This window comes from Clavibacter sp. VKM Ac-2872 (assembly GCF_015351105.1).
Lineage (GTDB): Bacteria > Actinomycetota > Actinomycetes > Actinomycetales > Microbacteriaceae > Clavibacter.
Window position 1 is genome coordinate 325,991 of the sequence record NZ_JADKRR010000002.1, and the last position, 14,548, is coordinate 340,538.

The window sequence follows — 14,548 nt, forward strand, 5'->3', positions numbered from 1 at the left end:
CGCGGCGGCCGCGCGCGCCCTGCCGCGCGGGACCGGATCAGCCGAACGCCTCCGGCAGCGCCGCCGTGAAGGCGTCGAAGTGGCTGTACCAGACGGAGTGCGCGGCGCCCGGGATCCCCCGCACGTCGACGCCCGACGCGGCGAGGCGCGCGGCCTCCTCCGCGCTCACGAAGCGGCTCGGGTCGGCGCGCACGACGATGGATCCGGGCTCCGGCGCCCACGTGTACGAGGGGACCGCGGCGAGCGCCGCGGCCGTGGCGGGATCGAAGCGCGCGGCGGCGCGGCCCTCCGCCTCCCGGTCGCGGTCGGAGTACTCGGGTCGCGAGATCCGCAGCGCCTCCGCCGTCCGGCCCCGGCGGTCGCGCTCGTAGGCGTCGCGGATCTCGACGGGGTCGCCGCCGCCGGTCGGCGCGAGCGGGGCGTCCACGTAGACGACCACCTCGGGACGCCGCTCGGGGAACGCCTCCCCGAGCACGATCCCGCCGAACGAGTGCCCGATGGCGAGGGCCGGGCGCTCGACGCCCGCGTCCGCGACGGCGCGCGTCACCGCCGCGGCCGCCCGCGGGATCGTCAGCTCCGGATCCCGGTCGGAGAGCCCGTGGCCGGGCAGGTCCACGGCGAGCACCCGGTAGCCGCGCGCCGCGAGCACGGGCGCGACCCGCCACCAGCTCTCGGCGGATCCCATCAGCCCGTGGAGCAGGACGGCCGCGCGCGGCCCGGTGCCGGTCTCGTCGATGCGCAGATGCATCTGGACATGGAAGCACGGGCGCGAGGTCACGCGCCCGGTGAACGCCACGTGATCGCCCCGCGGCATGCGAGGAGGTCGCACCCCGCCGATACGCTGACGACGTGACACCCCGCGGCGCCCCGGCGCCCTCCGCATCCGCCGCTCCCGCCTCGCCGCTCGCGCTCCCCGGCGGCCGCCGCGTCGCCGTCCAGTTCGCCGCCATGGGCACGGTGTGGGGCGCGAGCTTCCTCTTCATGAAGGTCGCGCTCGAGGGCGTCTCGTTCGGTCAGGTCTCGTGGACGCGGCTGGTGCTCGGTGCGATCGCGCTCGGCCTCATCGTCGCCGGGCGCCGCCTGCCGCTGCCGAAGGAGCGCGTCGTGTGGCTGCACTTCGCGGTGGTCGGCGTCGTCGGATCCGCCATCCCCTACTCGCTGTTCGCGTGGGCCGAGCAGCACGTCACGTCGGGCGTCGCGAGCATCTACAACGCGACCACGCCGATCATGACCGCGCTCCTCGCCACGCTCGCGTTCCGGGTCGAGAGGCTCGGTCGCCGACAGCTCGCGGGCATCGCGCTCGGGATCGTCGGCGTCGTCGTGATCATCGGCCCGTGGCGCCTGGCCCCGAGCGCGGAGGCCGCCGCGTCCGGCGAGCCCCTGCTCGAGCTCGCCGGCCAGCTCGCGTGCCTCGGCGCGGCCCTCTGCTACGGGATCACCTTCGGCTACCTCCGCCGCTTCCTCACGCACCGCGGCATCCCCGGCGTCGTCACCGCGTTCATGCAGATCGGCATGGGCGCCGCCGCGATGCTGGTCGCGACCCCGTTCCTCGCGACCGGCCCGGTGTCGCTCGACCTGCCCGTCGTGCTCAGCCTCGTGGTGCTCGGCGTGGTCGGCACGGGCCTCGCGTACCTCTGGAACATGAACGTGCTGCTCGCCTGGGGCCCCACGGTCACCTCCACCGTCACCTACATCACGCCCGTGGTGGGCGTCGCGCTCGGGATCCTCGTGCTCGGGGAGACCCTCCACTGGAACGAACCCGCGGGCGCGGTCCTCGTGCTCCTCGGCGTGCTCCTCGCGCAGGGGCGCCGCCGTGCCGGGCGGGGATCCGCGACTAGCACCGCCGCGTCGGCACCCGCGACCGCCGCGGGCACCGGTGACGCGCCCGCCGCGACGCGCACCCCTCCGACGCCCGGATAGGCTCGCCGGGTGCGTCTCGTCATCGCCCGCTGCTCCGTCGACTACGCCGGCCGCCTCAGCGCGCATCTCCCCCTCGCCACCCGCCTCCTCATGGTCAAGGCCGACGGGAGCCTCCTCGTCCACTCGGACGGCGGCTCCTACAAGCCGCTCAACTGGATGAGCCCGCCCTGCACCATCGTCGAGGTCGAGCCCGACGACGACCAGGCGCTCGCGGGCGTCCGCGAGATCTGGCGCGTCGTGCAGCCGAAGACGGCCGACATGCTCGTCGTCTCGATCCACGAGGTGCTGCACGACTCCGCGCACGACCTCGGCGTCGACCCGGGTCTCGTGAAGGACGGCGTGGAGGCGCACCTGCAGAAGCTGCTGGCGGAGCAGATCCACCTGCTGGGCGACGGCCACGAGCTGGTGCGCCGCGAGTACATGACCGCCATCGGGCCGGTCGACATCCTCGCGCGCGACGCGAGCGGCAAGTCGGTCGCCGTCGAGCTCAAGCGCCGCGGCGACATCGACGGCGTCGAGCAGCTCACGCGCTACCTCGAGCTGATGAACCGGGATCCGCACCTCGCGCCGGTCGCGGGCGTCTACGCCGCGCAGGAGATCAAGCCGCAGGCCCGCACGCTCGCCGAGGACCGCGGCATCCGCTGCCTCCTCCTCGACTACGACGCGATGCGCGGGATGGACGACGGGCACTCGCGCCTGTTCTGACCCGGCCTCGGGAGGTTCCCGGCGGGCATCCGATCGACCCTCGTAGGGTGGGCGGGTGACCGCACCCGACACGTCCACGCCCTCCCCCGTCGCGGGCTCCGCGCCCTGGAGCTGCATCCTCTTCGACCTCGACGGCACCATCACCGACTCGGCCCCCGGGATCACCGCGCAGCTCGCGAAGACCCTCGTCTTCATGGGTCTGCCCGTGCCCGGCCCGGCTCAGCTGCTCGAGTACGTGGGCCCGCCCATCCTCGACTCGTTCCGCGACCTCGCCGGCATGGACGACGACGCCCAGCAGCGCGCGCTCGCCCACTACCGCGCGGGCTACGCGGGCGGCGGCGTCTTCGACAGCTCGGTGTACGCGGGCGTCCCCGAGGTGCTGCGGGCGATCCACGCGGCCGGCATCCCGCTCTCCCTCGCCACGAGCAAGCCCGAGTCGCAGGCCCGCCGCGTGCTCGACCACTACGGCCTCACCCCCTTCTTCACCGAGATCTGCGGCGCGAGCGAGGACGAGGTGCGATCCGCGAAGGCCGACGTCATCGAGGAGGCGCTGCGCCGACTGCGCGAGGCCGGGGTCGACCTCGGCAACGCGGTGATGGTGGGCGACCGCGAGCACGACGTGCAGGGCGCCGCCTCCCACGGGATCCCGACGGTGATGGTCGGCTGGGGCTACGGCAGCCCGGCGGAGGCCGCGGGCACCATCGCGGTGGTCGAGACGGCCGCCGAGCTCGAGGCCCGCCTGCTCCCGATGGCCGCGCGACCCGCCGCCTGAGGCCGCCGCTCCGAATCCCTCACACGCAAGAGCCTTTCCACAGATCCAGCTGCCGGCGCCCGATCGCCCCGGGGTTAGCAACACGGAGTGACAGAATGACCCGCGGAGGAACCATGTCAACACCGCAGGACCTGCAGGACCCGCTCGCGCTCGACAGGCAGGTCAGCTACTCGCTCGTCGTGGCCGCCCGCAGCGTGACCGCCCTCTACCGACCCATCCTCGACCCGCTGGGGCTCACCCACCCCCAGTACCTCGTGCTCCTCGCCCTCTGGGCCCGCGGGCCGCGATCGGTCAAGGACCTGAGCCACGAGCTCCAGCTCGACAGCGCCACGCTCTCCCCGCTCCTCAAGCGGCTGGAGGCCATGGGCCACGTCTGGCGCGTGCGCCGGGCCTCGGACGAGCGCGTGCTGGAGATCGGCCTCACCGACCAGGGCCGCGAGCTGCGCGAGAAGGCCGTCGCCATCCCGCAGCAGATCCGCGACCGCCTCTCCATGACGGAGGAGCAGCTCGAGGGGCTGAAGACCGTGCTGAGCCAGGTCATCGACAACGCGAAGGCGCTCCCCGAGACCATCTGACCGGCCGCCCACGCACCCCGCGCCACCGGCACCACCGCACCACCCGATCGGAGCGCGACCAGTGAGCGACACGGTCCGCGCGGTGCTCCTGCTCGAGTGCTACGTCACGGTCACGCTGCTGGCGCCGCTCCTCCTCGGCCGCCTGCCGCTCGTCGCGCAGCGGCCCGTGGCGATGCTCGCGGCCTGGCATGGGTTCCTCGTCACGGCGGTGCTGAGCCTCGGATCCGGGCTCGGGCTCCTCATCCACCAGGGCATGGCGATGCAGGCGGGCACCGCCCCGGCGCAGGACGCCGGCACCGCGCCCCTCGCCGCGATCCCGCTCGCCTACGTTGCCGCGGGCGTGCTCGGCGTGCTGCTCTTCCGCATCGTGGAGGAGGGCGGCCGGGTGGTGCGCGAGGCCCGGCAGCGAGCGGGAGAGGTGGCGACGCTGCTGCTCGCATCGCGGCCGTACCGGGTCGCCGGGCGCGACGCGCGCCTCGTGGAGTCCGACGTGCCGCTCGCCGCGCTCTCCCCCGCGACCGGGCTGATCCTCCTGACCACGGAGGCGCGCGCCCGCCTCGACGACGACGAGCTCACGGCCGTCCTGGAGCACGAGACCGCGCACCTGGAGCAGCGGCACGCGCTCGCGGTGCGCATCGCCCAGGTCTCCCGCGCGATCCTCCCGGCCCTGCCCGCGAGCCAGCGCCTCGCGCTCTCCACCACCATCGCGATCGAGTTCATCGCCGACGACCACGCCGCCCGCGCCACCGGGCCGGACACGGTCGCCTCGGCGCTCCGCAAGCTGGATCCCGACGGCGGCCTCTCCGCGCTCCGCGCCGACCGCATGCGCCATCCCCGCGGCGGGCACCGCGTCGCGCTGCGGCTGCTGTGCGCAGTCGCGTGCGCGCTCCCCGTGCTGCCGCTCGTCATCGTGCTGCTGCCGCCGCCGGCCTGATCGGCCGCCGGCCGGGGCCGCTCGGACCCGTGCGCTAGGGTCTCCTCTCGAAGGGGAGTAGTCCCCCCGGCCTCCGAGCCGGACGGCGATGCGTCGACATGCTGGCCCCCGGGCCCGGTGCATCACCCGCCACGAGCACGAGCGGCGGGCGGACGAGACCTTCGGCCAGACGAACGACAGGCGCACCACGCGCCGTCGCGTCGGCCGGAGACCCTGGCGTCCCGGCCGTCGCCCGACCGGAGGACCCATGACATCCATGCCCCCTGCCCGCACGCCGGATCCGACGCCCGCCCAGGTGCGCCGCTGGCGGCAGCACCTCGCCGACGAGCGCGCCGAGGCCGCCGTCTACCGCGACCTCGCCAGCCGCCGCACGGGCGAGGAGCGCGAGATCCTGCTCGCCCTCGCCGAGGCGGAGGGTCGGCACGCCGACCACTGGATCGACCTGCTCGGCGACCGCGTCGGCAAGCCCGTGCGCGGCGACATCCGCACGCGGATCCTCGGCCTGCTCGCCCGCCGCTTCGGATCCGTCTTCGTGCTGGCGCTCGCCCAGCGCGCCGAGAGCCGCTCGCCGTACGCGGACGACGCCGATGCGACCGACGCCATGGCGGCCGACGAACGCGTGCACGAGGAGGTCGTGCGCGGCCTCGCCACCCGCGGCCGCATGCGCCTCTCGGGCACCTTCCGCGCGGCCGTCTTCGGCGCCAACGACGGGCTCGTCAGCAACCTGGCGCTCGTGCTCGGCATCACGGCCACGGGCGTGCCGAACGCCGTGATCCTCGCGACCGGCCTCGCGGGCCTCCTCGCCGGCGCGCTGTCGATGGGCGCGGGCGAGTTCGTGTCCGTGCGCTCCCAGCGGGAGCTGCTCGAGGCGTCGGCCCCGGATCCGGGCACGCGCGACGCGCTCCCCCACCTCGACGTCGACGCCAACGAGCTCGCCCTCGTCTACCGCGCCCGCGGCATGACCGAGGAGGAGGCGCTGACGCACGCCGACGAGGTGCTGCGCGACCTCGCGGCCGAGACCCGGCCGATCCCCGTCAGCATCGCGGGCGTCGCCGCACCGGAGGACGACCACGAGAGCGTCGGCACCGCGTGGGGCGCGGCCATCTCGAGCTTCTGCTTCTTCGCGTCGGGCGCCGTGATCCCCGTGCTGCCGTACCTGTTCGGCCTCCAGGGCCTCGCGGCCCTCGCCGTCGCGTGCGTGCTCGTGGCCATCGCGCTGTCGATCACGGGCGCCGTCACGGGACTCCTCTCGGGCGGCCCGCCGCTGCGCCGCGCGGGACGCCAGCTGCTCATCGGGTTCGGCGCGGCCGGGGCCACCTACCTGCTGGGGCTGCTCTTCAACACGCAGGCCGGCTGATCCGCGGGTCCCGCCGCTCCCGGGCGGCGGGACGGCCCGGCCGCAGCCGATACGGTTGTCCGCATGGCTGACGGAGATGACCCCCGCCGTCGCGAGGACTCCCTCGCGACGCGCATGAGCGACGCGGTGTCGCGCACGAGCGAGCGGGAGGTCGCCCTGCGGGCGATGGGCCTGCTGGACGGGCTGTACGAGGGCGACGACTTCCTGCTGCTGGTCGGCGGACGCCACGCCCGCGGGATCCTCAACGGCGCACCTCCCCTCTACTGGCCCGAGGCCTGGGGCGCCCGCGCGCTCCTCTACGCCTGGACGCCGGAGGCCGCCAAGGTCGTCGAGAAGAACCTCACGAACCGCGCCTGGCGCGTGCGCGAGGCGTGCGCGAAGGTCGTCGCGACCCGGCAGCTGCCGCTCGTGCGCGCCCTCACCGTGCTCGTCACCGACGAGAACGCCCGCGTCCGCGGCGCCGCCCTCCGCGCGCTCGGCGCCGTCGGCTCCCCGGCCGACGAGGACGTCATCCGCCGCGCGCTGACGGATCCCGACACCTCCGTGCGCGTCGCCGCCCACGACGGCCTCGAGGCCCTCGCCGCCCGCCACGAGCAGGTGCTCTCCCCCGCCGGCCGGCACGCGGCCGCCGCGGCCGAGGCGAGCGCTCCCGTCGCGGACGCGGACGACAGCGACGACGAGGACCGCGAGGACTGACGCCGCTCGGATCCCCGGCGCTCACCGTCAGAGGTCGGGGAACGCCGGGAACGCGCAGGTCGGCGGATCCCCGGCGTCCGGGCCCGCGGTCACCCGCACGTCCGGCGCCGTGGACGCGAGCGGCGCGCCCCCGAAGAACGCGCCCGCCGTCGTGATGTCCGCCGCCGCCATGTCGACGCTGCCCGCGTCGACCACGGTGCGGCGGAGCGCGAGGCCGAGCGGATGCGCCGCGTCGTACCCGTCGAGCTGGGACGACGCGAGGTGCAGCGACCGGGTCGCGCGGAATCCGTCGACCACGATCCCCGTCATCGTCGGGATCGCGCTGCCGGCCGCCGTCGAGTAGCGCGGATCGAACGCCAGGGGCTGCTTCACCTCGTCGACGCACACGTCGCGGTACTCGATGTCCTGCACGGGGCCGCCGGTCGCGGAGGATCCCTTGATGCGGATGCCCCCGGCCGCGACGCTCAGCATCCCGAAGGCGTCCCGTCCGCTGACGGTGACGCCGGCGACGAGCACGTCGCTCACCCCGGACTGCGTCTCGCTGCCGATCGCGATGCCGTGCGTGCCGAACAGGTGGTCGTCGAGGACGCTGATGTGCGCCGAGGCCGCGGTGCCCGCCTTGACGGCGATCCCGTCGTCGCCGGCGCTGATCCACGACCCGGCGATCGTCACGTCGGTGGCGCCGGCCGGGTCGATGCCGTCGGTGTTGCGGGCGCCGGCCGGTGTCCGGATCCGCACGCCCCACACCGTCAGGCCGTCGCCGTGGTCGAAGGACACATGAGTGCCGGGCGAGTCCACGAGGTCCACGTCGTGCAGCGTCACGTCGTCCGCCCGCGTCGCCGCCACGAGGCGGGGCACGTTCTGGTGGCCGCCCTGCTTGGCGCCCGCGGCCACCTGCCACCAGCTCGCGGTCCCGCCGAGGACGGGCAGGTCGCCCCGGCCGTCGACCCGGCCCTGGCTGAGGCCGGTCGCCGCGCTCGACGCGAGCCCGGAGTGCGACGACAGGGTGATGACGGGCCGGCAGCCGTCGCCCGCGCCGCCGACGGTGCCGCACGTGGCGCGTCCCGCCACCTGGTAGTCGGCGGCCGCCCGGGAGGCGTGCAGCACGACCGAGGGATCCAGGACGAGCACCTCGCCGGTGCGCACGGTGATCGGCGCGATGAGGAAGGCTGCCGTGGTGCTCGACGCGGCGAGGACGACGGCGGCGCCGGATCCCGCGCACCCGTCGAGGGCGGCCTGGATGCGCGCGGTGTCCGGGGCGTGCGCCTCGTCCGCCGCCGATGCCTGCCGCTCGGCCATCGCGGTGCGGGCCGGGACGGTGGCGCACGTCGTCGCCGGCGCGACCGGCTCCGTGACGGTGCGCCGGTCGCCGTGCACGACGGATCCCGCGGCGCCCGCCGCCGAGACGGACGCGGCCCTCGGCGGCGCGACGGCGAGGGCCACGACCGAGGCGATGACCGCCACGAGGAGCAGGCCGCCCACCAGCAGGGTGCGGATGCGGTGCGGGGCGAGGCCCATGGGACGCCCTCCGGACGATCGGGGCGAGGCGGTCCCGCGCGATGGGGCCACCGTAGGTCGGCCCTCGGCGGCGCGCGCGGACGCTCCCCAGCGCGGTCCCGGCGGCGTCAGAGGCCGGCGAGGAAGTCCTCGACCAGCGCGGCGAAGAGGTCCGGCCGCTCGACCTGGGGCATGTGCCCGCAGCCCGGGATGAGGCGCGTGCGCGCGTCGGGCAGCTCGCGCGCGACGGCCGCGAGGTGCGCGGGCGGGAGGATCCGGTCGCGGTCGCCCCACACGGCGAGCACGGGCAGGCCCGACAGGCGCACGCTCTCCACGAGCGGCCGGCGCCAGCGCGAGCTGACGCCGCGGACCGTGCCGAGGTCGCGCGCGATGTCGAGCATCGTGGCCGCGTGGGTCGGCCGGGCCGAGAGCTCCTGCGCGTGCCGCACGCGCGCGTCGGTCGTGAGGGCCGGGTCGTGGAAGATCGTGCGGGTCGAGCGCCGGGAGTTGCCGGGCGTCGGGCGCATCAGGAGGGTCGCGAGCGGGTCGAAGGCGAGCATCCGGAGGCCCACGGTGACCTGCCGGCCGAAGCCCGCGCTGTCGACGAGCACGAGCGCGCGCACGCGATCCGGATGCCGGGTCGCGAGGGTCATCGCGACCGCGCCGCCGAGCGAGTTGCCGACCACCGTCACGGGACCGGCCACGCCCGCCGCGTCGAGGTAGCCGGGCAGCGCGTCCGCGAGCGACTCGAGCGTCGTGGTCCCGGCGACGGGATCCGACCAGCCGAACCCGGGCAGGTCGAGGCTGTGCAGCTCGTGACCGGCGGAGAGGCGGTCGTGCTGCTCGCCCCAGTCCTCGAGGCTGCGGCCGATGCCGTGCAGGAGGAGGAGCGGATCCCCGGTGCCGGTGACGCGGTGCCGCACGTCGCGGTCACCGACGCGGATCACGGCGGTCCCCGGAGTCCCGAGCGGATCGACGTCCCCGGAAGCGGCCATGCCGCGACCCTACAGAGTTCCCCCGCGTGAGGGATTCCTGCGATGTCGGGCGGAGGTGCGACGATGGAGGGGCTGCGCATCGCAGCGCCCTTCCCCGTCGCCCGGAGCCACGAGCCCGCCCGACGTGCGGCGATCGACCGAGGTCGCCGATGAGCATCAAGGAGCGACACGGCATGACGATCTTCGAGCAGATGGAGTCCGAGGTCCGGAGCTACAGCCGCGGCTGGCCGGTCGTGTTCGACCGCGCGGTGGGCAGCGAGATGTTCACGGCCGACGGCGACCGCTACCTCGACTTCTTCGCGGGCGCCGGCGCGCTGAACTACGGGCACAACAACCCGGCGCTCAAGCAGAAGCTCGTCGACTACATCCTCCGCGACGGCGTCACGCACTCCCTCGACATGTTCACGGAGGCCCGCCGCGACTTCCTGCAGACCTTCCAGGACGTGATCCTCCAGCCGCGCGGGCTCGACTACCGCATCATGTTCCCCGGCCCGGGCGGCGCGAACGCGGTCGAGGCCGCCATGAAGCTCGCGCGCAAGGTCACCGGCCGCACCACGATCGTCCACTTCACCAACTCGTTCCACGGCATGACCGAGGGCGCGCTCTCGGTCACCGGCAACGCGCTCAAGCGCGGCGGCGCCGGCCACCCGCTGCACCACGCCATCGCGGTGCCCTTCGACGGCTACCTCGGCGGGGAGACCGACAGCCTCGCGTACTTCGAGAAGCTGCTCGACGACTCGGGCTCGGGCGTGGACCTGCCCGCCGGCGTCATCGTCGAGACCGTGCAGGGCGAGGGCGGCATCAACGTCGCTGGCGCGGAGTGGCTGCGGAAGCTGCGCGAGGTGACCACGCGCCACGGCATCGTGCTCATCGTCGACGACGTGCAGATGGGCTGCGGCCGCACGGGCGGGTTCTTCAGCTTCGAGGAGTCGGGCATCGTCCCCGACATCGTCACGCTCTCCAAGTCCATCGGCGGCTACGGCCTGCCCATGGCGCTCACGCTCCTCAAGCCCGAGCTCGACCAGTGGAAGCCGGGCGAGCACAACGGCACGTTCCGCGGCATCGCGCCCGCGTTCCTCACGGGCGCCGAGGCCATCCGCCTGTACTGGGCCGACGGCGAGCTCGAGGCGTCCACCCTGCGGAAGGGCGAGCGGATCCACGAGGTCTTCACCGAGATCGCCGCCGAGGCTGCTCCGGAGATGCAGCTGAAGGTGCGCGGCCGCGGCCTCGCGCGCGGCATCGAGTTCCCCTCCGGCGACCTCGCCGGCGCGGTCTGCCGGGCGGCGTTCGAGCGCGGCATGCTCATGGAGACGAGCGGCGCCGGCGGCACGGTCATGAAGGTGCTGCCCGCGCTCACCATCACCGACGACGAGGTCGAGGAGGGGCTCGCGATCATCCGCGCGGCCGTCCGCGAGGTCCTCGGCTCCACGAGCGAGGAGCTCGCGGCCGACGAGGTGCCGCTGCCGGTGGTCGTCGGGAGCTGACCCGCCCGCCGCGCCGGCGGTCGGCCGCATGTCCCTCGCGCGTCCGGCTCAGCCGACGGGGCTGTCGTCCAGCTCGATCTCCGCGACCTCGACGGTCGCCGACGCGGGCATCGTCGGGTAGTGGTTCTCGCAGAGCTGCGCGGCGAAGAGGGCCATGTCCGTGCCCGGAGGCTGGTGCGCGTCCTCCGGGGTGAGATCGGCCAGCAGGTGCCGCCGCACGGAGGTGACGCGCCCGGCGAGCGGGACGGCGGTGGGGTGCTCGTCGAAGACGAACACGGCCGGCCCGACCCGCAGGTCCTCCTCGAAGCGCACGGTGGTGACCTTCTCGCCGCGCACGATCGCGTCGTGGTGCATGCGGTGGAAGCGGACGACCTGGGCTGCTGCGTCGGACATCCGTCGAGCCTAGGGGCGGCGAGGCGGCGAGGCGGGACCGCTCAGGTGGCGGTGGATCGGAGGAGTCGCCGGGCGGCGCGGGTCATGAAGATCCCGTAGCCCATCGTGGCCGCCGCCGCCCCCGCTCCCACCCACGACCAGACGACCGGCCACGCCGCGCCGTCCTGGAGCACCGCGACGACGCCGGCGGTCCCCACGAGCGTGGTCCAGGTCGCGATCCCGAGGTCGATCCGACGATGGAACGCGCGCGCCATCGGGTAGAAGTGCAGACCGACGATGACGGCGATCGTCGGCACGAGGAAGCGCTGGAGGCCGGCTGCGCCCCGAGACCGCACACGGCCGTGACGCTCGCGGCCACGGGCGTCGGCCAGCCGGTGAAGGTGTCGCTGGCCCACCACATCGTGAACACCGCCATGAGGATCAGGCCCGAGCCGATGCCGGTGGCCAGGACTCGGGGAGGGGGAGCGACGGGGTCCATGCGTCGGATCCTGGGTGCGCGGCCGTCCGCGAGGTGCGCGGATCCACCAGCGAGGAGCGCGCCGGGCGCTGACGGGGCGCGGGCCTGACCCGTTCGCGCACGTCCGACCCGGCGCGTCCCCGTCGTCTCAGCCGCGCGGCCGCAGGATCCGGTAGCGGTGCTCCGGGCGGCCCGTGGATCCGTAGTTGAGCTGCACGTCGACCACGCGGTCGCGGGCGAGCGCGCCGAGGTAGCGCTGCGCGGTGGCGCGGGAGACGCCGACGCGCTCGGCGATCTCGGGGGCGCTGAGCTCGGCGTCGGACGCGGACAGGGCGTCGAGCACGGCCTGCTCGGTCGCGGGCCGCTCGCGCGCGGAGACCCGGCCGGGCCGCAGGGCGTGGATGGCGCGGTCGATGCCCGCCTGGTCGAGCGGCCGGTCGCTCGCGAGCCCGGCGCGGAAGGCGGCGTAGGCCGCGAGGCGCGCGGTGAGCAGCTCGGGCGCGAACGGCTTCACGAGGTAGGAGACGGCGCCGCCGCGGAGGGCACGGCGGACGGTGGCGGGGTCGTCGGCGGCCGTGACGAGGATCACGTCGGGCTCGATGCGCCGCACCAGGTCGATCCCGCTGCCGTCGGGCAGGTACGCGTCGAGGAGCACGAGGTCGGGGCGGGACGTGTCGAGCACGGCGAGCGCCGCCCGCGCGCTGCCCGCGGTGCCGACGGCCCGGAAGCCGGGCGCCTGCTCCACGATGCCCTCGTGCAGGCGGGCGATGCGGAAGTCGTCGTCGACGATGAGGACGGTGAGGTCGTCGGTCATGCGCGGGCTCCGTCGAGGTCGGGGTCGAGGTCGGGGGCGTGGGGGTCGTGGGGGTCGTGATCGTCGGTGGTCGGGCCGTCCGCCGGCCGATCCGCGTCGGGCGGCTCCACCACGCCCGCGAGCCGCGCGCAGAACACGGCGCCGGACTCCGCGTGGGGCGGCGGGCCGCCGGGATCCGCGACCCAGACGTCGCCGCCGTCGCGCCGGGCGATGTCGCGCACGAGCGGCAGGCCGAAGCCGAGCCCGTGCGCGGGATCCGGTCCCCCGGCCGCCGCGAGCGCCTCCGCGGCCCCGTCCACGTCGTCGGGCCGGCGCCGGAAGATCCCCGCGGCGTCCGCCGACCCGAGCCCGTCGCCCGAGTCGGCGACCGCGAGGTGCAGGTCGACGCCGTCGTCGAGCGCCTCCACCTCCACCCACCTGTCGGCGCGGGATCCGTGGACGGCCGCGTGCAGCGCGTTGTCGACGAGGTTGCCGAGGACGGTCGTGACCTCCTCGGGCCGCACGAGGATCCCGCGCACGAGCGTGCCGGGCCCGACCCGCAGGGTCACGCCCCGCTCCTCGGCCTCCATGGCCTTCGCGCCGAGGAACGCCTGCAGGTAGGGCTCGTCGACGAGACCCGCGTCCACCGTGGGGAACGCCACGGGCCCCTGCTCGAGCACGCCCGCGAGGTAGCCGTCGGCCTCCTCCACCCGGCCGGTCGCGACCAGGCCGCGCACGACGTGGAGGCGATTCGCGAACTCGTGCCGCTGCACGCGGAGCGCCGTGGACATCGCGGTGACGGCGGTGAGGCGGCGACTCATCGCCTCGACGTCCGTCTCGTCGCGCAGCACCATCACCGTGCCGAGGTCGCGGCCGTCGCGGTCGACGCGCGCGACGTCGACGAAGAGGAGCCGGTCGTCGACCACCGCGCGCAGCGACGCGGATCCGGCGACGGGTGCCCCGGGGGATCCGGACGCGGTCCCCGCACCGGCCCGCGCCGCGGCGACCGCGTCGCGCAGCACCGGCGCGACGCCGAGGTCGGCGAGCGTGCGGCCGACCGGATCCACGAGGCCGAGCAGCGCGGCGGCCCGCGGGTTGCAGACGGTGACGCGTCCGTCGGGGCCGAGTCCGAGCACGCCCTCGCCGACGCCGGAGAGCACGGCCGCCTGGTCCTGCACGAGGCCGGCGAGCTCGGACGGCTGGAGGCCGAGGGTGAGGCGCGCGAGCCGCCGGGAGAGGATCCCGCTGGCCACCGCCCCGACTCCGAGCGCGAGCAGCGCGACGACCGCGATGGCCGCGACGTCGACGCCGATGGAGTCGCGCACGGTCGCCGCCGCGAAGCCGACGCTGACCTCGCCGACCACGCGCTCGTCGGCCTCGGCCGCGGAGGCGCCCTCAGGAGCGTCCGCCGTCGCCAGCGCCCGCACCGGCACCTTCGCCCGCGCCGACTCCCCGAGCGTGCCGGTGTCCCAGGTCACCTCCTCGCGCCCCGCGAGCGCGACCGTCGGGTCCGTGCTCACGCGCTGCCCGAGCTCGGAGGCGTCGGGATGGGCGAGCCGCAGCCCGCGATCGTCGGTGACCACGACGAAGAGCGCGCCGGTGCGCTCCCGCACCGCCTCGGCCGTGCGCTGCACGGGACCGTCGGCGAGGTCGGCCGCGTCCGCCGCCGCGGGATCCGCGGTCTCGGCCGTCACGGCGGCCCGCAGCGCGGGATCCTCGGCGGCCGTCCGCGCGATCGCCAGCGCCGTCGCCTGCGCCTCCTCGCGGTTCTCCGACGAGCTGAGCAGGCCGTACGCCACGGTCGCGATCCCCACCACCACGAGCACGACGAGCAGCTGGAGGACCAGTGTGCGGCGCGCGAAGTCGAGCCCCGCCCGTCGTCGCCCCGTCGCTCGATCCACCTGGTGAGCATAATGCGCAGAACCTCGTATACGTGCACTATCGCGATCAAGCGGCACAAGCGCGACGGG

The 14,548-nt window shown here is 75.2% G+C and carries 15 protein-coding genes; 8 read left to right on the forward strand and 7 right to left on the reverse strand.

The features are described 5' to 3' along the window. Window positions 1-37: 37 nt before the first annotated feature. Window positions 38-748, reverse strand: coding sequence for an alpha/beta fold hydrolase (locus ITJ40_RS11935; RefSeq protein WP_194667272.1), 711 nt, complete (start codon window positions 746-748; stop codon window positions 38-40). A gap of 200 nt (window positions 749-948) precedes the next feature. Between ITJ40_RS11935 and ITJ40_RS11940 the strand changes: the two genes are divergently transcribed. From ITJ40_RS11940 to ITJ40_RS11970, 7 genes are all read left to right on the forward strand, one after another. Next, window positions 949-1,920 (forward strand): DMT family transporter, encoded by a 972-nt coding sequence (locus tag ITJ40_RS11940; protein ID WP_194667439.1) that lies wholly within the window; start codon window positions 949-951, stop codon window positions 1,918-1,920. A gap of 9 nt (window positions 1,921-1,929) precedes the next feature. Then, entirely contained in the window at window positions 1,930-2,625 is a 696-nt protein-coding gene (nucS, locus tag ITJ40_RS11945) for an endonuclease NucS (protein WP_119373106.1), read from the forward strand. 55 nt (window positions 2,626-2,680) lie between these two features. Beyond that, complete coding sequence (locus tag ITJ40_RS11950; RefSeq protein ID WP_194667273.1) at window positions 2,681-3,397, forward strand: HAD family hydrolase; 717 nt, start codon at window positions 2,681-2,683, stop codon at window positions 3,395-3,397. Between the two features lie 113 nt (window positions 3,398-3,510). Further along, window positions 3,511-3,972, forward strand: coding sequence for a MarR family winged helix-turn-helix transcriptional regulator (locus ITJ40_RS11955; protein WP_194667274.1), 462 nt, complete (start codon window positions 3,511-3,513; stop codon window positions 3,970-3,972). A gap of 61 nt (window positions 3,973-4,033) precedes the next feature. After that, window positions 4,034-4,906, forward strand: coding sequence for a M56 family metallopeptidase (locus tag ITJ40_RS11960; RefSeq protein ID WP_194667275.1), 873 nt, complete (start codon window positions 4,034-4,036; stop codon window positions 4,904-4,906). Window positions 4,907-5,153: 247 nt separating this feature from the next. Further along, window positions 5,154-6,263 (forward strand): VIT1/CCC1 family protein, encoded by a 1,110-nt coding sequence (locus tag ITJ40_RS11965; RefSeq protein ID WP_194667276.1) that lies wholly within the window; start codon window positions 5,154-5,156, stop codon window positions 6,261-6,263. A gap of 63 nt (window positions 6,264-6,326) precedes the next feature. After that, a complete protein-coding gene (locus ITJ40_RS11970) occupies window positions 6,327-6,959 on the forward strand; it encodes a HEAT repeat domain-containing protein (RefSeq protein ID WP_194667277.1) in 633 nt (210 codons plus the stop codon). Between the two features lie 27 nt (window positions 6,960-6,986). Here the strand turns inward: ITJ40_RS11970 and ITJ40_RS11975 are convergent, their stop codons facing one another. Then, complete coding sequence (locus ITJ40_RS11975; RefSeq protein ID WP_194667278.1) at window positions 6,987-8,477, reverse strand: glycoside hydrolase family 28 protein; 1,491 nt, start codon at window positions 8,475-8,477, stop codon at window positions 6,987-6,989. A 107-nt stretch (window positions 8,478-8,584) separates the two neighbouring features. Beyond that, the gene (locus tag ITJ40_RS11980; RefSeq protein ID WP_194667279.1) at window positions 8,585-9,451 is read right to left on the reverse strand and encodes an alpha/beta fold hydrolase; all 867 of its coding nucleotides are present in this window, start codon (window positions 9,449-9,451) and stop codon (window positions 8,585-8,587) included. Window positions 9,452-9,624: 173 nt separating this feature from the next. On the opposite strand from ITJ40_RS11980, the gene ectB reads away from it, so the two are divergent. Beyond that, entirely contained in the window at window positions 9,625-10,935 is a 1,311-nt protein-coding gene (gene ectB / locus ITJ40_RS11985; protein WP_194667280.1) for a diaminobutyrate--2-oxoglutarate transaminase, read from the forward strand. A gap of 48 nt (window positions 10,936-10,983) precedes the next feature. On the opposite strand, the gene ITJ40_RS11990 is transcribed toward ectB, so the two are convergent. From ITJ40_RS11990 to ITJ40_RS12005, 4 genes are all read right to left on the reverse strand, one after another. Then, entirely contained in the window at window positions 10,984-11,328 is a 345-nt protein-coding gene (locus tag ITJ40_RS11990; protein WP_194667281.1) for an ASCH domain-containing protein, read from the reverse strand. A gap of 41 nt (window positions 11,329-11,369) precedes the next feature. Next, window positions 11,370-11,624: a hypothetical protein gene (locus ITJ40_RS17100; protein ID WP_228512352.1), complete on the reverse strand. Its 255-nt coding sequence runs from the start codon at window positions 11,622-11,624 to the stop codon at window positions 11,370-11,372. A 309-nt stretch (window positions 11,625-11,933) separates the two neighbouring features. After that, window positions 11,934-12,599 carry a response regulator gene (locus ITJ40_RS12000; RefSeq protein WP_194667282.1) on the reverse strand — a complete coding sequence of 222 codons (666 nt, stop codon included), beginning with the start codon at window positions 12,597-12,599 and terminating at the stop codon, window positions 11,934-11,936. Then, entirely contained in the window at window positions 12,596-14,479 is a 1,884-nt protein-coding gene (locus tag ITJ40_RS12005) for a Spo0B domain-containing protein (protein WP_194667283.1), read from the reverse strand. The genes ITJ40_RS12000 and ITJ40_RS12005 overlap by 4 nt, the downstream gene beginning before the upstream one ends. Window positions 14,480-14,548 lie beyond the last annotated feature (69 nt).